This window comes from Phyllobacterium sp. 01N428, from assembly GCF_056399405.1.
In genome coordinates this window covers 318,008-338,393 of sequence record NZ_JBFTRH010000006.1, presented here as the reverse complement: position 1 = coordinate 338,393, position 20,386 = coordinate 318,008, and the positions used below count along the sequence as shown (strand labels likewise).

Below are 20,386 nucleotides of genomic sequence, written 5' to 3'. Positions count from 1 at the left end.
TAAGGTGGGTTTCCCCATTCGGAAATCGTCGGATCAAAGGGTATTCGCACCTCCCCGACGCTTATCGCAGCGTATCACGTCCTTCATCGCCTGTGCATGCCAAGGCATCCACCAAATGCCCTTAAGACACTTGATCATTCTCATTGCCAATATCCATCTCATCTTTGCAGCAATCCCAACGCTCCAACGTTCCAATGACAGCACCTCGCCGGGACGAACCCCGCAAAGACACCCATACAGACCGCTAGGTCGTCGCAGCTTGCTGCGCGCCCGCGCAGCGCCCGTCCCGGCAGGGACGATACGGCGCGTGAGCGAATAAAAAAGATATGACAAAAGACCAGCTTCTCGAGATATCTCCGATGGCACTGCGGTTAAGCCGCCAATCATCTTGCAAGGGTTTTGATGAGCATCCCTTGCGACGTCACCGGGCGTTCACCGRTCCCGAAGGACCCCTGAACATCCGCATGACCCGGACATATCTTCTCTTTACGATTTCATACAGAACAGGCAGCCACCCGGCCAAATCGCCAGGCGCCTGCAAACTTTTGCTTTCATGATGTCTTTGTTTCAGCCRCAMGTAYCAGCCGCAGCAACCAGAACCTTGGTGGAGCCGGACGGGATCGAACCGACGACCCCCTGCTTGCAAAGCAGGTGCTCTCCCAGCTGAGCTACGGCCCCTTAAGGTATGGCAGATCACCGCCCCGTGCCGATGCGCCAGGGCCAACCGGCCAGAGGCGCATTCCCCGCACAGAAAAAGATGGTGGGCCTGGGAGGACTTGAACCTCCGACCTCACGCTTATCAAGCGCGCGCTCTAACCAACTGAGCTACAAGCCCGCGTCCGACAATCGTCGAACACAGCGCGCTGGACGCGTCGCAGCCCGTGCCGGCGCCGCCGATAAGGACGGTGACCAAAGAAGGCCGACCGGCCCGTCGCGGCGCGTGCCGCACTCCCCGCAAAACCACCCTCATAAAAGAGCGGCATCGCGCCGAGCGCTTAAAGACATCGAAGAAAGAGAAACGTAGGCGGCAGTCCCTGCATTGTATGCACGGTTGTCAGGCTGACTGGCCTGCAACCTTTGTTCTAATAAGCGGGTTAGGCGTCAACAGCGATGGCACATGAGCGGCCGGAATTTCTTCCGGTCACTCACCATCATCTCTTCACGCAACATAAACCGCTTCCTTAGAAAGGAGGTGATCCAGCCGCAGGTTCCCCTACGGCTACCTTGTTACGACTTCACCCCAGTCGCTGACCCTACCGTGGTTGCCTGCCTCCTTGCGGTTAGCACAGCACCTTCGGGTAAAACCAACTCCCATGGTGTGACGGGCGGTGTGTACAAGGCCCGGGAACGTATTCACCGTGGCATTCTGATCCACGATTACTAGCGATTCCAACTTCATGCACTCGAGTTGCAGAGTGCAATCCGAACTGAGATGGCTTTTGGAGATTAGCTCGACCTCGCGGTCTCGCTGCCCACTGTCACCACCATTGTAGCACGTGTGTAGCCCAGCCCGTAAGGGCCATGAGGACTTGACGTCATCCCCACCTTCCTCTCGGCTTATCACCGGCAGTCCCCTTAGAGTGCCCAACTGAATGATGGCAACTAAGGGCGAGGGTTGCGCTCGTTGCGGGACTTAACCCAACATCTCACGACACGAGCTGACGACAGCCATGCAGCACCTGTGCTCCGTGCTCCGAAGAGAAAGTCACATCTCTGCGACCGGTCACGGACATGTCAAGGGCTGGTAAGGTTCTGCGCGTTGCTTCGAATTAAACCACATGCTCCACCGCTTGTGCGGGCCCCCGTCAATTCCTTTGAGTTTTAATCTTGCGACCGTACTCCCCAGGCGGAGAGCTTAATGCGTTGGCTGCGCCACCGAACAGTATACTGCCCGACGGCTAGCTCTCATAGTTTACGGCGTGGACTACCAGGGTATCTAATCCTGTTTGCTCCCCACGCTTTCGCACCTCAGCGTCAGTATCGAGCCAGTGAGCCGCCTTCGCCACTGGTGTTCCTCCGAATATCTACGAATTTCACCTCTACACTCGGAATTCCACTCACCTCTCTCGAACTCAAGACTACCAGTATCAAAGGCAGTTCCGGGGTTGAGCCCCGGGATTTCACCCCTGACTTAATAGTCCGCCTACGTGCGCTTTACGCCCAGTAAATCCGAACAACGCTAGCCCCCTTCGTATTACCGCGGCTGCTGGCACGAAGTTAGCCGGGGCTTCTTCTCCGGTTACCGTCATTATCTTCACCGGTGAAAGAGCTTTACAACCCTAGGGCCTTCATCACTCACGCGGCATGGCTGGATCAGGCTTGCGCCCATTGTCCAATATTCCCCACTGCTGCCTCCCGTAGGAGTCTGGGCCGTGTCTCAGTCCCAGTGTGGCTGATCATCCTCTCAGACCAGCTATGGATCGTCGCCTTGGTAGGCCTTTACCCCACCAACTAGCTAATCCAACGCGGGCTCATCCCTTACCGATAAATCTTTCGCCTCTCGGCCACATACGGTATTAGCACAAGTTTCCCTGCGTTATTCCGTAGTAAGGGGTAGATTCCCACGCGTTACTCACCCGTCTGCCGCTCGTATTGCTACGCGCTCGACTTGCATGTGTTAAGCCTGCCGCCAGCGTTCGTTCTGAGCCAGGATCAAACTCTCAAGTTGAAAATTTGATATTGGCTTTTAAAGTCGCGCACCCGTAAGGGGCGCAATCTTCATTGGTCACGCTTAGAATCGACGAGAACATATTTACACCTGCATTCAACCCCAAAGGGCCAAATGCCTGTCATATCTTCTCTCGAAACGTGTCCGCCAAAGTATCTGTTGAACTTCTTTCGAAGTTCCGCAGGACCCTGCCGCCCACGTCCTTAAACCTTGCCAAGGACCGCTAGCACCAACACGTCAGTCTCGCAACCAACCATCCTGCAAACCTTAGGGCGCATTCAGCAACCGCCAGCGGCGCCCCGCCCTCGTTGTGCCGGTATATAGACCCCACCCAACAAAACTGTCAACACCGATTTTGAAGAATTTATGAAAAATATGACGGTTCGATTTCGCCGCCCTGCACAGCCCTTGCAATGGCTACGAAATCCCGGCCCGGCAAATCCAAATGTGATGGCCTTGGCCACAAACATGCCCCAATCGCGACCTAGCGCTCGCGCCGACATGCGGGCTTTTTCAAACAGCAACCGCGATCGAGCGAGCGAGGCGCACATCCGTTTCGGCGGCCTGCGTTGACATAGTGAAGTCACGGGGGCAAAACTGCGGCCTCGTTGATTTCATGCCAGGGCAAACCTGGCCGGCAAACGCGCCGGGAACCTGCATTCACAACGGCGACGGGATCACACTTTAAAGTATGAGCGAGTACGAGGGGCACTCATCGATCGATCCGGGCAATGAGCCGCCGCTTATCACGGACGGACGCCGCGGGCCGCCTGACCGCCGCGAAATCTCGGCGCGCTGGCTGGCCGGCACGTTTCTTACCGGCATTACCTCGAGCATGCTGATGGGCGTTGCCCTGTTCGCGGCGCTCGACGGGCGTGAACAACTCGCAACACCGCCGGAATTGATCGGCCGCAATGCCATGCCGGCCCCGGCCGACGCCAGCGGCGTGACCAAGGGTTCGCGCGTCGTCGCAACCACCCCCATACAGAAGAACCGGGACCGCCGCCGACTCGACGTTTCGACAATGTTCAAGGATGGCGAGCGCGATGTCGTCCGCTCCATGCCATTCGAGTTCGTACACATTGAACTCGCCGACGTGCACAATACCAATCGCCGCTATCCAAACTTCAATCCGCTCGACGTCTTTGCCGAAGCGAATGAGGATACGGACCCCACGCCGAAGACCGGTCAGATTTACGGCGCCAAGGTCGAGAGCGAAGTCAGCCTGCGCACCGTCGATTTCCCGCTGACCACGGCGCAATATGATCCTGCTGACGATCTCAGCGTCGACGAAGTTGAAGAAGTCGTCCGCAACACCGGTTCGCTTTTGACCGATGGCGCCATCCAGGTTGCTTCGCTGCACTATGTCGATCCGCTGCGTTTCGGTACGGATGACGACCCCTACAATTTGCGCAGTCCGCTCGCGGTCAAGATCATCCAGGAGAATGTGAGCGTTGCGCCGCGCCTGCCCGAGGATGCAGCGAGCACCGGATATTCGGAAGCGCTGATCCCGTTCCGCAGTGACAAGGAAATTACCGCCGCCCTCGCGGACGCCGGCTATGAGAGCGATGATGCGACCGGCATGTCCGGTGCAATCAGCAAGCTCTTGAACTCGCCGCGCCTCAAGAGCGGCAGTGTTCTGCGTCTCGGCATCGAATCGCGCGATGATCTCGATCGTATCGTGCGCGCCAGTGTCTATAATGGCAGCACGCACATTCTGACGATCGCGCTCAACGACAAGGAACAATATGTCCCCGCCGACGAGCCGGAAATGACGCCCGGCCTGCAGGTGGCGTTCGACGACAGTCCCGCCGGATCGCGGCGCGCCGAAGATCTGCCGACGGTCTATGACGGTATCTACAGGGCCGGCATCGCCTATGGCATGACCGATCCGATGATCAAGCAACTTATCCGCATGCTGGCTTCCGATGTCGACTTCCAGTCGCAACTGAGCCCCACGGACGAACTTGAAGCGCTGTTCTCACTGCCTGCAGGCTCCGACAAGGCCGGGGACGAATCGGAAATTCTCTATGTCGCCGCGAACTTCGGCGGCGACCTCAAGAAGTTCTATCGGTTCCACGGCGAGGACGGCACGACCGACTATTACGACGAGAACGGCAAGAGCTCGAAACAGTTTCTCCTGCGTAAGCCGGTGCCCAACGGCACCTTCCGCTCGCCGTTCGGCATGCGCCGCCACCCGATCCTCGGCTATTCGCGCATGCATACCGGCGTCGACTGGTCAGCGCCCCGTGGCACGCCCATCGTCGCGGCCGGCAATGGCGTCGTTGAGCGCGCCGGCTGGACCAATGGCTACGGCATCCAGACCCTCATCCGTCATTCCAACGGTTACGAGAGCAGTTATTCGCACCAGAATGCCGTGGCAAGCGGCGTAGTTGCGGGCGCGCGTGTGCGCCAGGGACAGGTCATCGGTTATCTTGGATCAACCGGCCTTTCGACCGGGCCGCATCTCCACTACGAGGTGATCGTCAACGGTTCGAAAGTCGATCCGATGCGTATTCGCCTGCCGAGCGGCGGCGAACTGCAGGGCAATGATCTCGTTGCCTTCCAGCGCGAGCGTGAACGGATCGACCAATTGCTTCAGGACGAAAATTCCGACGCCACCAAGGTTGCAGCGAGCGGGTAAGTACCCGCTCTATTCCTGGAACTCTACCGTCACGCCCTTCTGAACCATCTTGGAAAGCTCCGTTGCGTCCCAATTGGTCAGGCGCACGCAGCCATGGCTGTTGGTCTTGCCGATCTTCGACGGTTCAGGCGTGCCGTGAATGCCATAGGTGGGCTTCGACAGCGCAATCCACACGGTGCCGACCGGGCCGTTCGGGCCGGGCGGAATCGTAAGGACCTTGTCGTTCTCACCCTGCTTGAAGTTGAGCTTCGGATTATAGGTGTAGTTCGGATTGAGTGCGATACGCTCGACCTGGACCGTGCCCGAAGGCGATGGCGTATCGGTCGATCCGATCGTCGCGGGATAGGCGACGATGAGCCGGCCCTCGGCATTATAGCCGCGCACCTGCTTGCGGCCCTTGTCGGCGATGATCCGCGTTACAGCGCCGCCGGCATTCTGGCCGGGATTGGCCACCTGGATGGAAACACCAGGCGTGTTGAAATTGATGCCCGGATTGATCTCCTTGAGATAAGTCTCATCCATATGGAAGCGTTCGGCCAACATCTCTGTGACCGAAGTAAACGCCATGCGCTCGAGTTGCGCCTTGTGGCCGTAATCTTCCGGGATGGAGGCGACGAAGGGATAGGCCGCGTCCTCCGAGGTGATCGTATAGGACACGAAAGCGGGTCCGCCGGTTTGTTCGAGCGAGGCGTTGATCCCGTCATCATTGAGCGGATCGAATTGCTGGCCGGTCATTTCCTCGAATGCCGCGACAGCCTTGTCGACATTGCCGCCCTTGTGGCCATCGATCACGCCGGGTGACACGCCGATCCGATCGAGCAGGACCTGGATTGCGGCGATCTTTGCCTTCGCGCCCTGCCCCTTCGGCAATTCTACTGTCGGCGCGGGATTTGGATGAGCGGGTATCTGCTCCTGCTGCGGCGTATCGTAGAACCCGTCGTTTTGCGAGTCCGGTGGATTGAAATTCGGATCCGCCGGATTGAGATCGGCCTCGCCGCCTGTGGGCGGCAGCGGCTGCCGGTCGACGCTGCCATAGTCGCGCTCGGACGGGAGCGCCGATTGCTGTTCATAGCGATCATTGCCTGGTCCTGCATAGGGATCGTTCGGGATGGCGCCGGTGTCGTAGGGGTCCTGCGGCGCGTCAGGGAAGTAATCCGCACCCTGATCGTTGCGCGGCTCTTCCACCGAAACGACACGGCCGCGGCGATCAACCGTAACCCTGCGGCCATATTCATCATAGTAGGAACGATAGGCTTCGCGGCGCGGGCGACGCTCGCCTTCGAACCATTGCGCCAACATGTATGGCTTGGCGGCATTGACGGCAGGCGCAATCATTCCGGCCGCGCTCGACGTCGCCGGGGCGGTAACCCCCGCTGAAGCAACGAGCAACAATCCGAGCAATGAATGATGATAAGAGGCCATGCCATAAGATTCCGGTTATTGCCGATAACGCGACATTAATCATAAATGACCGAACTTCCTGTCATTATGGTTAATGCCTTCGCGCTTTTATCGTTGCATTTATGAGATGAACGAGACGTGAAAATGGCCGCGCTGTGGCGGCCATCTTCTTTATTTCAGTGTTGCGAAAGCGCAATCATGCTGCTTCGCTCTTGTCCCGCTCCGGCGCGGATTTGACCGACTTGAAATTCAGCCGGTCCGACCCCGCCGTGATCTTCACCGTCGAGCCGTCCAGAATATCGCCGAGCAGGATTTTCTCTGCCAGCGGATCCTGCACCTCTTTCTGGATGACACGCTTCAGCGGGCGCGCGCCATAGGCCGGATCATAACCCTTCTCGGCAAGCCAGTCGGTTGCTTCGCTGTCAAGCTTGATCGTGATCTTGCGATCGGTAAGCAGCTTCTGCAAATGCTCCATCTGGATCGCAACGATCTTGCCCATATCCTTGCGCTTCAGGCGATGGAACAGGATGATTTCATCGACACGATTGAGGAACTCCGGCCGGAACGCCGATTTGACGACGCTCATGACCTCGTCACGCGCCACGTCGACGTCCTGGTCTTCGCCCAGCGCAGTCAGATATTCGGCCCCGAGGTTCGACGTCATGATGATCAGCGTATTGCGGAAATCAACCGTTCGTCCCTGCCCATCGGTGAGCCGCCCATCGTCGAGCACCTGCAGCAACACGTTGAACACATCCGGATGTGCCTTCTCGATTTCGTCGAAAAGGATCACCTGATAGGGCCGCCGCCGTACCGCTTCCGTCAGGGCACCGCCTTCCTCGTAACCGACATAGCCGGGAGGAGCGCCGATCAAACGCGAGACCGAATGCTTCTCCATATATTCGGACATGTCGAGGCGTACCATCGCCGTCTCGTCCGAGAACAGGAATGCCGCAAGGGCCTTGGTCAGTTCGGTCTTGCCGACGCCTGTTGGTCCGAGGAAGATGAAAGAGCCAATCGGCCGGTTCGGATCCTGCAGACCGGCACGCGCCCGGCGGATTGCTTTCGACACGGCCTGGACTGCCTCACCCTGGCCGACGACGCGCTTGGCAAGCTCGTCTTCCATGCGCAGCAGTTTGTCACGCTCGCCTTCGAGCATCCGGTCGACCGGAATGCCGGTCCAGCGCGAAACGACCTGGGCGATGTGGTCGGAGGTGACCGTCTCCTCTACCATCGACGTGGCGTTGTCCTGCTGTTCGGCGGTGGCAAGTTCCTTCTCGAGCGCCGGGATTGTGCCATAGGCAAGTTCGCCGGCTCTCTGGTATTCGCCATTGCGCTGGGCAGCCGCGAGCGCATTGCGCGCATCTTCAAGCTGCCGCTTCAGATCCGCCGCATGGCCGAGCTTCTGCTTTTCCGACTGCCAGGTATTGGTCAGCGCGGTCGACTCTTCTTCAAGCTCGGCGAGCTCGTGTTCCAGACGTTCAAGCCTGTCGCGCGAAGCATCGTCCTTCTCTACCTTCAGTGCCTCGCGTTCGATCTTCAGCTGCATGATGCGCCGATCGACCTCATCGAGTTCCTCCGGCTTCGAATCGACCTGCATGCGCAGCCGCGCCGCACTCTCATCGACAAGGTCGATGGCCTTGTCCGGCAGGAAGCGGTCGGTGATGTAGCGGTTCGACAGCGTCGCGGCCGCAACGAGGGCCGAGTCCGAAATGCGTACCTTGTGATGCTGCTCGTACTTCTCCTTGAGGCCGCGCAGGATCGAGATTGTGTCCTCGACCGTCGGCTCGTCGACGAAGACGGGCTGAAAACGACGGGCAAGCGCCGGATCCTTCTCGACATGCTTGCGGTACTCGTCAAGCGTGGTTGCACCGACGCAGTGCAGCTCGCCGCGCGCCAACGCCGGCTTCAGAAGGTTGGAGGCGTCCATTGCGCCTTCGCTCTTGCCGGCGCCAACGAGCGTGTGCATCTCGTCGATGAAGAGAATGATCTCGCCATTTGCCGACGTCACTTCCGAAAGCACGGCCTTGAGGCGCTCCTCGAACTCGCCGCGATACTTCGCGCCGGCAATGAGCGCGCCCATGTCGAGCGCCATCAGCTTCTTGTCCTTCAGGGATTCCGGCACGTCGCCATTGACGATGCGCAGTGCCAGTCCCTCGGCGATGGCAGTCTTGCCGACGCCGGGCTCGCCGATGAGCACCGGATTATTCTTCGTGCGTCGTGACAGGACCTGGATCGTTCGGCGGATTTCATCGTCACGACCGATCACCGGGTCGAGCTTGCCCGCCCGCGCGTCGGCGGTAAGGTCGCGCGCATATTTCTTCAAGGCGTCATAGGCATTTTCGGCGGAGGCCGAATCCGCGGTGCGACCCTTGCGGATATCATTGATGACGGCATTGAGCCCAGCGGGCGTTACGCCAGCACGGCTCAGGATTTCGGAAGTCTTTGCCGATTTCTCGATGGCCATGGCCGTCAAGAGGCGCTCGACGGTAACAAAACTGTCGCCGGCTTTCTTGGCCACTTCCTCGGCCGTGGCAAAAACCTTGGCCAATGGCTGCGAAAGGTAAAGTTGACCATTGCCGCCCGTTACCTTGGGCATCGCGTCAAGCGCTGCCTGAAGGCCGAGGCGAACCTCTTCGACATTGCCGCCGGCGCGTTCGATCAGCGACGCAGCAAGGCCTTCCTCATCGTCGACGAGAACCTTCAGCAAGTGCTCGGGAGCAAACTGCTGATGATTGGACGAGAGGGCAAATGTCTGCGCCGACTGGATGAAACCCCGAACCCGTTCGGTGTACTTCTCAATATTCATTACTGTCTCCTTTTCCCGGACGACCCTTAAGCGGCATCGTGCGGTGGTCTGGTGACGGGCCCCCTGCGAGAGGCGGACCCATTCGCTCGAGGCAAATATGGGAACCAGTTCCTAGGCTCGCAAGGTCGAGGCGGAAGGATTTATCATGCCAGAACTAAAGCAAATTATCGATATAAATCATGGCGCATGCCGGCGCGCCCGGGAAGAAGCAATGATGGATTTGGGCGGCGGGCTCTGATCTGCGGCAAGTTTGCCGAATGGTCAGGCTTGCAGCGCAATCGCGAGCGCGGATCCTCGGGTAAGCCGGGGATTAGGGCCAACCAGTCGGCATGTGCTCAACGGCGCCTCCGCGATCTCGCATTCACAAAATGAATAAGCCGCCCGCGAATGAACGCAGGCGGCTTATATCAAGAAAACCGAAATCAGACGTCCGATTCGACCGCGGCCCGGCGCTTCTTCACTTCGGCGACAATTCCTGCCGGCGAAAGATCGTTCGCGGCATCGGCTGTGCTCGGTGCGTCACTGTTGCCTTCGGCCACACGCGGTTCACGCGGGCGAGCCGGGCGACGACCGCGCGGTGCGCGGCGGGCGGACTTGGCCTCGGCATTTTCCGCGTCGACAGATGCCTCGGCCTCCGCCGGCCGGGCCTCGGGCTGAGGCTGCGGCTGGCGCTGGCTTGCCGTATCATCATCATAGGCGACCTCCGCGGGCGTGCCTTGAATGACCGGCTGCGGTCCGCTGCCATTGATCGGCTGGTGCACGATACGTTCGACCTCGTTGCCGTTGTCGTCGTCATAGCCCATGTCGTCGTCCTGGTCATCGCGATCGTCGCGCTGGAACTGGACGGGAGCCTGGGCCTGTGCCGCTAGAATGATTCGATTGTAGTGCTCGGCGTGCTGAAGGTAGTTTTCAGCCATTACCCTGTCGCCGCTGCTCTGTGCATCACGTGCCAGAGTCGTATATTTTTCGGCGATGTGCTGAGCATTTCCCCGAATTTTGACGTCGGGTCCGTTGCTTTCGTAATTGCGGGATAGTGGGTTCGGACCTTTTCGGTTGTTGTTACCGCGTCCGCGCATGCGCCTATTCTGCTGTACTGGCCTCATACTTATCTCTTTTCAGAAAATCAGGGGCGCTGTTTTGCTCACCATTTGAGTCAAAAAGCTTCGCTTCTCAAGTGCCGACCTGAAGCGCGCCCCGCGCTTCAATCGCATCCAAAGTTTCATAAAACTTTTGTGCTGCCGCAAAAACCGTCTTCTCCAAAGTTTTCCCGAAGAAAGATCAAACACCCAGAAATTCCCTACCAACTTCTTGATAGGCAGAACCAGTTTTGTTCGGTTTAGAGCGGTATCCGGAAACTATCCGTCTTCGCGGCAAATTCCAAGCCTTTTTTCAAGATTTTTACGCGGCTGTGAACAAAAGTGCCCGTTCATGGCCGCCAATATCCGTCTTTGTGGCCTCCAGCACCAAATCTGAAGCAGCGAAAATCGCTGCAACGTCGGCGCGTTGATCAAAACCTATCTCCACGACAACTGCTCCACCTTCCCGAAGATACTGGCGGGCCCCGGCGGCGATGATTCGGTATGGTCCAAGACCATCCTCCCCGCCATCGAGCGCCCGGACCGGATCGTGCAATACAACTTCACGTTGCAGGCCTTCGATGTCAGCCGTCCGTATATAGGGTGGGTTGGAGACAATCACATCGTAGACGCCCGTCACGGTGGAAAACCAATCCGAATGCAGGCAGGCAAAGCGCTGCGATACTTTGTTAAGGTGGGCATTCTCGCGCGCCGTATCAAGGGCGCCTGTCGATATGTCGACACCCACGGCCCGCAATTGCTGCAATTGATTGAGCAGCGCCAAGGCAATGGCTCCGGTGCCGGTGCCGAGGTCGAGAAGGTCGGCAACGCCCAATTCCTGAATACGGCGGCGCAGGAAAGGCAGCACGAGTTCCACAATCGCTTCCGTATCGGGGCGCGGCTCCAGCGTTTCGCGCGACAGCGTCAGTTCGATATCGAAAAAGGCCCGTTTGCCGATAATCCGATGTACGGATTCGCCGTTCATTCGCCGGTTAAGCACCACTTCCAGCCGCGCATTCGTTGCAGAATCCACCTGCCTGTCGGGGTTCCGGATCGTTTCCAGTTGATCGGTTTCGGTAACCCATTCAACCAGAAGGCGAGCATCCAGCGTGGCTGTTTCTATTCCTGCACGCGCAAGACGGTCGCGCGCGTGCTTGTGTGCGTCGGCGAGGCGCGCCGTCGTCATAGCCCATCGTTCATCTGGGCGAGCAGGGCCGTCTGGTGATCCGAGATCAAGGCGCCGATGAGTTCGTCGAGATCGCCTTCCATGATGCGGTCGAGTTTGTAGAGCGTCAGGTTGATGCGGTGATCCGTCACACGCCCCTGCGGGAAATTGTAGGTGCGGATACGCTCCGACCGATCACCCGAACCGACCTGGCTGCGCCGCGCCTCAGAGCGCTCGCTGTCCGCCTTCTGCCGCTGCATGTCAAAAAGCCGCGACCTGAGCACCTGCATGGCGCGCGCGCGGTTCTGGTGCTGGGACTTTTCGGCCTGAACGACGACGATGCCGGACGGAATGTGTGTAATGCGGACGGCCGAATCGGTGGTGTTGACGTGCTGGCCGCCGGAACCGGAGGCCCGCATCGTATCGATGCGGATGTCCTCCTGGCGGATATCGATGTCGATTTCCTCGGCTTCGGGCAGAACCGCCACGGTTGCCGCCGAGGTATGAATGCGCCCGCTCGCTTCCGTATCGGGGACACGCTGCACGCGGTGTACGCCGGATTCGAACTTGAGCTTGGCAAAGACGCCCTTGCCGGAGACCATGGCGATGACTTCCTTGTAGCCGCCGGCTTCGCCATCGCTTGCCGAAATGAGCTCGACGCGCCAGCCATTGGCGGCTGCGTAACGCTCATACATGCGAAAGAGGTCGCCGGCGAAAAGCGCAGCTTCCGAACCGCCAGTCCCGGCGCGGATTTCGAGGATCGCGTTGCGCTCGTCGGCGACATCCTTCGGCAGGAGCAGGACCTGGATGTCCTTTTCGAGTTCGCCGATCCGCTCGTCGATCTCCGGCAGTTCCGCCTCGGCAAGCTCGCGCATATCCCGATCGGTCGCTGCATCATCGAGCATTGCCTGCAGCCCATCGGCCTCGCTGCGCGCGGCCAGAAGCTCACGGATCTTGGCGACAACGGGCTCGAGCTCGGAATATTCCGATGCGAGCTTCACATAGGTTTCGGAATCGGGATTGCTCGACATCTGCGTTTCCATCATGGAAAAGCGCTTCAGCAGCTGATCCATACGATCCTGCGGAATGGACATTATTCAAAACCTCTAGAGTGGAACGCCAGCTCGCTCTGCGTACTTCATAAGAAAATTGCGCAACGTGCCGGTCTCGCCGTGATTGTCGATCGCGTCCTTGAGCTGGGCGCTAAGTTCGCCAACGTCCAGAGAGCCGAGCATGGCTTTGACAGGACCGATCGCGGCCGGGGACATTGAAATGGAACGATAGCCGAGCCCGATCAACGCCATGGATGACAAGGGCTTGCCCGCCATTTCACCACAAAGCGTCACACTCGTATTGTTGCGCTCGCCCGCCTCGGCGATCTGGCGCAGCACCCTCAGGAACGGCACCGAGAGATTGTCGAAGCGATTGTTGATGATCGAATTGCCCCGGTCGACCGCCATGACGAACTGGAAGAGGTCGTTGGAGCCGACTGATACGAAATCGACTTCGGCCATCAATTCGTCGAGCTGCCACAGCAGCGACGGCACCTCGACCATGGCTCCGATCTTGACGCGGGTCGGCAGATCATAGGCAAAGCGCGACAGGTGCTGGACTTCGCGGTTGATCAGTTCGCTGGCCTTGCGCACTTCCTGCACTTCCGTGACCATCGGCAGCATCAGGCGCAATTCGCGGCCGCCGGCGGCCTTGAGCAGGGCGCGTACCTGTGTGCGCAGAAGGCCAGGCCGATCGAGCGTGAGGCGCAAAGCCCGCCAGCCCATCGCCGGATTTTCTTCGTTTACGTTGCTGCGAAAGTAGGGGAGCACCTTGTCGCCGCCAATATCGAGCGTACGGAAGGTGACCGGCCGGTCGCCGGCGGCTTCGAGCACAGACCGATAGAGGCGCTCCTGCTGTTCGGCGCGCGGGAAGGTCGATGCAATCATGAACTGGAGCTCGGTCCTAAAGAGGCCGATGCCCGCCGCCCCGGCTTCGGCAAGCTGCGGAAGATCGACCAGCAGGCCGGCATTCATCAACAGCTTGATCGCGATGCCATCCTTGGTGATCGATGGCTTGTCGCGCGATTCGCGATAGAGGGCCTGGCGCTTGGCGCGGAACCGCACCTTCTCCGAATAGGCAGCCTCAAGTTCCGATTGCGGTCGCAGATGTACACGCCCGTCATCGCCATCGACGATCACGGCATCGTTGTTTTCCGCCATGGAAACGACGCCCTTGACCTGGCCCGCCACCGGAATGCCCATAGCGCGCGCCACGATGACCACGTGGCTGGTCGCCGCCCCGTCTTCGAGCACCAGCCCGCGCAGGCGTTCGCGCGGATAGTCGAGAAGCTCCGCGGCGCCCATCGAGCGCGCGATTATGATCGCGTCCTTCGCAAGCGTTCCAGCCATGGTCTTGACATCGCGCCCCATCAACTGGCGCAGCAGCCGATTGGCAAGGTCGTCGAAATCGCTCAGCCGCTCGCGCATGTAGGGGTCGGTCAGATGCATCATGCGGGCGCGCGTATCGCTCTGCACCTTCTCGACTGCGGCTTCCGCAGTGAGGCCGTTGCGGATCGCCTCTTCGAGGCGCCGTACCCAGCCGGTATCGTGAGCAAACATGCGATAGGCTTCAAGCACTTCGCGGTGCTCGCCTTCGAACGCCACGTCGCGCCGCGACAGCATGTCGTCGATGGAAATACGCAAGGACCCAAGCGAGCTCTCGAGCCTGTCGATTTCGGCATTGATATCTTCGTTAAAGAGATTGGTTACGACGATGCGCGGCTCGTGCAGCACAACGTGTCCAAGGCCAACCCCGTCGTTGAATGCGCTGCCGCTGAAGCTCATCGGTTTGCCAAGGTCGAGTTCGACGCCGGGCCGCGCGATGCGGGGAATATCGCCTGCGGCAACCATCTCGGCAAGCACCATGGCCGTAGTCTCGAGCGCCTCGACCTCATCCTCGCGGTAGACGCGCTTGGTGCGGTTCTGAACGACCAGAACGCCAAGCGTGCGCCCGGCCCTCAGGATCGGCACGCCGAGGAAGGAGTTGTAAATTTCTTCTCCCGTTTCCGGCAGATACGCGAAGGCCGGATGCGCTTGCGCATCGGTCAGGTTGAGCGGTCGCGCGCTTGCAGCGATCGTGCCGACGAGACCCTGACCAAGGCGCAGTTGCGCCAGGTGGACGGCCGACGGGTTGAGACCTTCGGTTGCGTATAGTTCGAGGACCCCATCGGAGCGCAGCACGTAGAATGAGCACACTTCCGCGACCATGTTCTGCGCGATTTCGCGAACAATGCGGTCGAGCCTCTCCTGCGGCTCAAGAGCCTCCGCCATTAATTCGCGGAGGCGCTTCAGCATCACACGAGGGCCACTTATCGGGTCGCGTGTAGGCACCGGATGCCTTTCTCCCATTGTCAATTGTGGCAAGGCCACCGGGACCTCACCAAATCAGTCGATCCATCATGTCAGTCGGCACGAACGCCGACAAACAGAATCTCGCTCGTTAATGCTTATCGAGACCGTACACAGAATGCAAAGTGCGTACGGCGAGTTCCGCGTAGGGTCCATCGATCAGGATCGAGATCTTGATCTCGGAAGTCGTGATGGCGCGGATGTTGATTCCCTTGTCTGCAAGGGCGCGGAAAGCCGTGGCAGCGACGCCCGCATGGCTGCGCATGCCGATGCCGATGACGGATACCTTGACCATGCCGGCTTCGGACTGGATAACGTCGAAACCGACATCCTGCTTGACCTTCTCCAGAACAACGAGGGCCTTGTCGAGATCGCCGGTCGGGACCGTGAACGTCATGTCGGTCTTCGACCCGTCCTCGGAAATGTTCTGAACGATCATGTCGACATTGATGTGCGCTTCGGCGAGCGGGCCGAAGATGCCGGCGGAAATGCCGGGGCGGTCGGCAACACGCCGCAACGAAATCTGGGCCTCGTCCTTGGCGTAGGCAATTCCAGTGACAACCTGCTGTTCCACGATTTCTTCCTCGTCGCAAATAAGTGTTCCGGGCGGATTGATCAGATCGCCCATGCCCGGTGCATCGGGATCCTCGAAGCTGGATCTGACAAATGTGCGCACTTTGTGCACCATGGCAAGCTCGACCGAACGGACCTGCAGCACCTTGGCGCCGAGGGAGGCCATTTCGAGCATTTCTTCGAACGAAATGCGCGAAAGCCGGCGCGCCTTGGGCTCGACGCGCGGGTCGGTCGTATAGACGCCGTCGACGTCCGTATAGATATCGCAGCGGTCGGCCTTGACCGCGGCGGCGATGGCGACGGCGCTGGTATCGGAACCGCCGCGCCCGAGTGTCGCTATGCGGTTGTCCGGACCGATGCCCTGGAATCCCGCGATCACCGCGACCTGGCCCTCCTGGAAGCGCTCGATCAGAAAGGAGCCGTCGATGTCGACGATGCGGGCCGCACCATGCGCATTGTCGGTCTTGATCGGTATCTGCCAGCCCTGCCAGGAGCGGGCATGGATACCCATGGATTGCAGGGCGATGGCAAGGAGCCCGGATGTAACCTGTTCGCCCGAGGCTACGATGGCGTCATACTCGCGGGCGTCGTGCATCGGCGACGTCTGCCGGGTCCAGCCCACGAGTTCATTGGTCTTTCCGGCCATTGCCGAGACGACGACGGCAACCTCGTGACCGGCATCGACCTCGCGTTTGACATGCCTGGCCACATTGCGGATGCGGTCAATATCGGCCACCGAAGTGCCGCCGAATTTCATCACGATGCGTGCCATGGAAATTACCGTTCTGGAAAGCCTGAAAACTGGGTCGGAAAAGAGTCGTTTGAAATGAACTGGCTCTTTGCCAAATGAATGCGGCCTCCCATAACGAAATTATCAGCCGACTGCAAGAATGCGAATAAACGCGCGGTCGTCCTCTTCAGGAGGCTCCGTCGCGATCTTCGAATGTGTCATGCGCTATGTTGCGACCGCCATAAAAAACTCCGAGGATCAAGACGGCGTCCGATTTGACCAAAAAGGCAACGCTGACGGTGCGCTTGAAGCCGATGATTCGAATGCCTTGCATGATATCGTCACGAACTGTCCCTCGCTTCGGAAAGGTTGCGAGGCTCATGCAGAAGTCTTTAATGGCAGATAGATACGCGAGCGCCCTTAACGTCCCGGCGGACTCCTGAATATATCGGTGAAGATCAATGAGGTCCTGTTCAGCCCGTGGATGGAACAGGACCCGATAGTTCATTTTTCAGATTGCTTGCAGATCGGAGATGGGCTTCGAGCCTTGAGAACACCTGCTCTCCGGGTACAGGCAGCGAAGGGTCATTCTGGATTTCCAACGCCCGCCCTGCGATTTCGTTTCGGAGCCAGTTCTCCCTGGCCTGCTCATAGTCTTCAAGCATACGTAGACCGGCCCTCACGACTTCACTGGCATTGTTGTAGCGGCCGGAATCAAGCTGCCTTTTTATAAATTGTTCGTAGTGCTCATTGAGTGCGATGCTTGTCATGATGGGGCACACCTCAGGTGTCATTTTGGATGATGTCGATCTTGGTGACAATAGATACCAAAGAATGACATTCATTGACACCGGGAACTGTCACTCGCATTGCGCCTTGACATTGCCTCCTGGAACAGGCCACTCGAAAACAGTCAAAGAGGATAAGGCCATGGCGACAACCGAGCGCACTACAATCGATGCCGCAGAAGTCGAGCGGTTCTCTCGCATGGCAGCCGAGTGGTGGAACCCGCAGGGCAAGTTCCGCCCGCTGCACAAGTTCAATCCAACCCGCCTTGCCTACATCAAGGAAAAAGTCTGCGGCCATTATGGCATCGACCCTCATACGCCGATGCCGTTTTCCGGCCTGCGCATTCTCGATATCGGCTGCGGCGGCGGACTTCTGTGCGAGCCGATGGCGCGGCTCGGCGCAACGGTGGTCGGCGCTGACGCCGGCGAGACCAACATCGAGGTCGCCAAAATCCACGCCGCGCAGAGCGGCCTTGCCATCGATTATCGGGCGACAACGGCAGAAGCGCTGGCGGAGGCCGGCGAACAGTTCGACATCGTCCTCAATATGGAAGTGGTCGAGCATGTCGCCGATGTCGAACTTTACATGTCGGCCTGCGCGCAGATGGTAAAGCCCGGCGGACTGACCTTCGTTGCTACCATCAACCGGACATTGAAGGCGCTGGGGCTCGCAATATTTGGAGCCGAGTATGTCTTGCGGTGGTTGCCGCGCGGAACCCACCAATATGAAAAGCTCGTCCGCCCGGAAGAACTCGAAGCCGCGCTGCGGCAATCCGGGTTGGATGTCGTCGAGAAGATAGGGGTGACCTACAGTCCGCTCAGCGATAGCTGGAACCGCTCCCGCGATACCGACGTCAACTATATGGTGCTGGCTACGCGGCCTTAGTTGCCACCAGCACCTTGGCTTCCATGCGCTGGGCCTTCGTCGTCATCAGCACGCCGATTGTGATGATGAGGGCGCCTCCCCAGGTTGCAAGCTGGTAGACTTCGCCGAGAAATAACGTCCCGGCAAGCAGCGCAACTGCCGCACCCACATAGCCGATCTGGCTGAGATAGACCGGGCCGCCCACCGCCTGCAGCCGAAAGTACAGCGCGAACATGCAGGCAGAAGCCATCACTTGCGCGACAACAAGCCAAGGAATGCCGCGAAGCGGCGCAACCGGAAAGCCGCCAGTCATATAGAAAATGATCGGGATCAGGAGCAGCGCCGTCATAAGGTGGCTGCCAGCCGCGAGCTCGGTCGGATCGGCGCCCGCCGGCCAGTCGACCGTGCGGTAGACGTTGCCGAGCGCGAGCAGAACCGGAATAAGCAAACCGATGGCAACCCAGAGCGGCTCGGCCGGCTGCCCGACCTGTCCGCGGGTGAAGCCGACGATGACGGCGCCGACAAACCCGAGAAGAATGCCGAGGAGGCCGAGCGGACTTGGCCTGCGCAACTTCAACATGACAGAGAACAGCAGGGTGAAGACCGGCGACAGCGTGTACATGATGCCGGTATAGCCCGATCCGAGATGCGGGATGGCCGAAAGCGTCATCAGGTTGGGAACGGCATAGGAAACGAGTGCGGTGATAACGTAATAGCGCAGCATGTGCGCATTGAGCTGCGGCCGCTTGCCCATGACGAAAAAGGCCGCCAGCAGCACCGTCCCGGCGCCGAGTGAAATGACGAATGCCCACAGCGACGGCGCAACACCTGCCACGAATGCGAGCTTGCCGAAGGGAAGCGTTAGCCCAAGGAAGGCGCCGGTGAGAACCAGCAGAACGGCAGCGGAGTTCAATAATTGCATGGGAGAATCACCTCGGTCCGGAGAGGTGAACCTTAGCCATTGGCATCAACGCAGCAAGATCAATTGCGCTCTTCGGGAAAGACCGGAAGCGGCATCACATCGACACCGTCATCGAGAAGCGACTTGACCTCCTCCTGGGAAGCTTCGCCATAGATGCCGCGCTTTTCCACCTCGCCAAAATGGATCTTGCGCGCCTCTTCGGCAAAGTCACTGCCGACATAATCGGCATTCTCGCGCACCTTTCTGGTCATTTCTTTGAGCTCGCTGACCATCTTGCTCATGGCAACGGCGATCTTCTCCTTCTGTCGCCCGGTCGTCACCGACGGCGCCATCAGCGCTTTGCCGATGTTGTGCGAGCCGCAAGTCGGGCAGGCTACCAGTCCGTTCCCCACCTGGGAATCGAAGTCGTCATTGCTGCGGAACCACCCTTCGAATTCATGGTCGTGCTCGCAATGGAGCGAAAACCGGATCATGATGCGACGTCGAGCCTTGTCTTTTCGCCGTCATTTTCGACGATCAATCCGAACGGACGCGCATTCTTGAGGTTCGGTACCTTCGCACGCGCGGCGGCGCTGAGTGCCGGATCGATATCGGCGACAATGATCGCGGGATCGGCGTGGGCAGCCTCTGCGAGAACTTCACCCCAGGGAGCGACGATCAGCGAGTGACCGAAGGTCTCGCGCCCGTCTTCATGCACGCCGCCCTGGGCAGCCGAGATCATGAAGGCGCCGTTTTCAATCGCCCGGGCCCGTTGCAGCACATGCCAGTGCGCCTCACCCGTCTGACGGGTGAAGGCGGCCGGAGCCGATATAACCGAGGCACCGGCAAGCGCCTGGGCGCGGAAAAGCTGCGGGAAGCGCACGTCGTAGCAGATGGCGAGCCCGAGGCGAGCAAACGGCAGATCGATGAGGACGGTATCAGCGCCGGGCGCATAGACGGCGGACTCGCGCCAGCTCTCGCCATTGTCGAGATCAACGTCGAACATGTGGATCTTGTCGTAGCGCGTCAGGATCTTGCCGTCTGGACCGAATACGAATGCGCGGTTCGCAATCTTGCCGTCATCGCGGGCGATCGCCGTCGATCCGATGTGAAGATGGATGCCATGTTTTGCGGCAAGCGCCGAGGCCGTTCGCACGATGACATCGTCTGCTTCGCCCTTGAGCACGCTTGCCAGCGCCTTGCGGTCCCGCTGCAACGCGCCGGTCATTTCCGGCGTCTGCACGTAGACAGCGCCTTTGCCGGCCGCATCTGCCACATATTCGGCAAGGTCAGCGGCATTGCGCTCTGGATCGACGCCGGAGCGCATCTGGATGGCGGCTGCACGAAATGACGTCATTGGATCAT

The 20,386-nt window shown here is 59.4% G+C and carries 14 protein-coding genes, 2 tRNA genes and 2 rRNA genes; 2 read left to right on the top strand and 16 right to left on the bottom strand.

Annotated elements, in window-relative coordinates; all coding sequences use genetic code 11:
- The 4 genes from AC1DNI_RS16870 to AC1DNI_RS16855 all read right to left on the bottom strand — a co-directional run.
- Nucleotides 1–136: ribosomal RNA gene (locus AC1DNI_RS16870) — 23S ribosomal RNA — on the bottom strand; the annotation flags it as partial.
- A 466-nt stretch (nucleotides 137–602) separates the two neighbouring features.
- A tRNA-Ala gene (locus tag AC1DNI_RS16865) sits at nucleotides 603–678 on the bottom strand.
- 80 nt (nucleotides 679–758) lie between these two features.
- Nucleotides 759–835, bottom strand: a tRNA-Ile gene (locus AC1DNI_RS16860).
- Nucleotides 836–1,185: 350 nt separating this feature from the next.
- Nucleotides 1,186–2,668: ribosomal RNA gene (locus tag AC1DNI_RS16855) — 16S ribosomal RNA — on the bottom strand.
- 691 nt (nucleotides 2,669–3,359) lie between these two features.
- Between AC1DNI_RS16855 and AC1DNI_RS16850 the strand changes: the two genes are divergently transcribed.
- On the top strand, nucleotides 3,360–5,312 hold the full coding sequence (locus tag AC1DNI_RS16850; RefSeq protein ID WP_027229655.1) for a M23 family metallopeptidase: 1,953 nt from the start codon (nucleotides 3,360–3,362) through the stop codon (nucleotides 5,310–5,312).
- A 9-nt stretch (nucleotides 5,313–5,321) separates the two neighbouring features.
- On the opposite strand, the gene AC1DNI_RS16845 is transcribed toward AC1DNI_RS16850, so the two are convergent.
- From AC1DNI_RS16845 to AC1DNI_RS16805, 9 genes are all read right to left on the bottom strand, one after another.
- Nucleotides 5,322–6,647, bottom strand: coding sequence for a L,D-transpeptidase (locus AC1DNI_RS16845; protein WP_477692677.1), 1,326 nt, complete (start codon nucleotides 6,645–6,647; stop codon nucleotides 5,322–5,324).
- A 262-nt stretch (nucleotides 6,648–6,909) separates the two neighbouring features.
- Nucleotides 6,910–9,522 (bottom strand): ATP-dependent chaperone ClpB, encoded by a 2,613-nt coding sequence (clpB, locus tag AC1DNI_RS16840; protein ID WP_027229657.1) that lies wholly within the window; start codon nucleotides 9,520–9,522, stop codon nucleotides 6,910–6,912.
- Between the two features lie 422 nt (nucleotides 9,523–9,944).
- Entirely contained in the window at nucleotides 9,945–10,625 is a 681-nt protein-coding gene (locus AC1DNI_RS16835) for a DUF4167 domain-containing protein (RefSeq protein ID WP_477692671.1), read from the bottom strand.
- A gap of 295 nt (nucleotides 10,626–10,920) precedes the next feature.
- Nucleotides 10,921–11,784, bottom strand: a complete 864-nt coding sequence (prmC, locus tag AC1DNI_RS16830) for a peptide chain release factor N(5)-glutamine methyltransferase (RefSeq protein ID WP_477692670.1) — start codon at nucleotides 11,782–11,784, stop codon at nucleotides 10,921–10,923.
- Nucleotides 11,781–12,860 carry a peptide chain release factor 1 gene (prfA, locus tag AC1DNI_RS16825; RefSeq protein ID WP_091921324.1) on the bottom strand — a complete coding sequence of 360 codons (1,080 nt, stop codon included), beginning with the start codon at nucleotides 12,858–12,860 and terminating at the stop codon, nucleotides 11,781–11,783. Before prfA ends, prmC begins: the two co-directional genes overlap by 4 nt.
- A gap of 9 nt (nucleotides 12,861–12,869) precedes the next feature.
- Complete coding sequence (gene ptsP / locus AC1DNI_RS16820; RefSeq protein ID WP_477692669.1) at nucleotides 12,870–15,164, bottom strand: phosphoenolpyruvate--protein phosphotransferase; 2,295 nt, start codon at nucleotides 15,162–15,164, stop codon at nucleotides 12,870–12,872.
- Nucleotides 15,165–15,255: 91 nt separating this feature from the next.
- Nucleotides 15,256–16,509, bottom strand: a complete 1,254-nt coding sequence (locus tag AC1DNI_RS16815) for an aspartate kinase (RefSeq protein ID WP_027229661.1) — start codon at nucleotides 16,507–16,509, stop codon at nucleotides 15,256–15,258.
- 145 nt (nucleotides 16,510–16,654) lie between these two features.
- Nucleotides 16,655–16,975 (bottom strand): type II toxin-antitoxin system RelE/ParE family toxin, encoded by a 321-nt coding sequence (locus tag AC1DNI_RS16810; RefSeq protein WP_477692668.1) that lies wholly within the window; start codon nucleotides 16,973–16,975, stop codon nucleotides 16,655–16,657.
- Nucleotides 16,941–17,237 carry a type II toxin-antitoxin system ParD family antitoxin gene (locus AC1DNI_RS16805; RefSeq protein ID WP_477692667.1) on the bottom strand — a complete coding sequence of 99 codons (297 nt, stop codon included), beginning with the start codon at nucleotides 17,235–17,237 and terminating at the stop codon, nucleotides 16,941–16,943. The genes AC1DNI_RS16810 and AC1DNI_RS16805 overlap by 35 nt, the downstream gene beginning before the upstream one ends.
- A 160-nt stretch (nucleotides 17,238–17,397) precedes the next feature.
- Here AC1DNI_RS16805 and ubiG point away from each other — a divergent pair, with 160 nt between their 5' ends.
- The gene (gene ubiG, locus AC1DNI_RS16800) at nucleotides 17,398–18,141 is read left to right on the top strand and encodes a bifunctional 2-polyprenyl-6-hydroxyphenol methylase/3-demethylubiquinol 3-O-methyltransferase UbiG (RefSeq protein ID WP_477692666.1); all 744 of its coding nucleotides are present in this window, start codon (nucleotides 17,398–17,400) and stop codon (nucleotides 18,139–18,141) included.
- Here ubiG and AC1DNI_RS16795 read toward each other — a convergent pair.
- Genes AC1DNI_RS16795 through AC1DNI_RS16785 form a run of 3 tightly spaced genes read right to left on the bottom strand, consistent with a single transcriptional unit; the run spans nucleotide 18,128 to nucleotide 20,378 of the window.
- The gene (locus AC1DNI_RS16795) at nucleotides 18,128–19,042 is read right to left on the bottom strand and encodes a DMT family transporter (RefSeq protein ID WP_477692665.1); all 915 of its coding nucleotides are present in this window, start codon (nucleotides 19,040–19,042) and stop codon (nucleotides 18,128–18,130) included. The two genes, ubiG and AC1DNI_RS16795, sit on opposite strands and share 14 nt — an antisense overlap.
- Nucleotides 19,043–19,101: 59 nt before the next feature.
- Nucleotides 19,102–19,515 (bottom strand): DUF1178 family protein, encoded by a 414-nt coding sequence (locus AC1DNI_RS16790; RefSeq protein WP_477692664.1) that lies wholly within the window; start codon nucleotides 19,513–19,515, stop codon nucleotides 19,102–19,104.
- Nucleotides 19,512–20,378 carry a carbon-nitrogen hydrolase family protein gene (locus AC1DNI_RS16785; protein ID WP_477692663.1) on the bottom strand — a complete coding sequence of 289 codons (867 nt, stop codon included), beginning with the start codon at nucleotides 20,376–20,378 and terminating at the stop codon, nucleotides 19,512–19,514. Before AC1DNI_RS16785 ends, AC1DNI_RS16790 begins: the two co-directional genes overlap by 4 nt.
- Nucleotides 20,379–20,386: the final 8 nt, after the last annotated feature.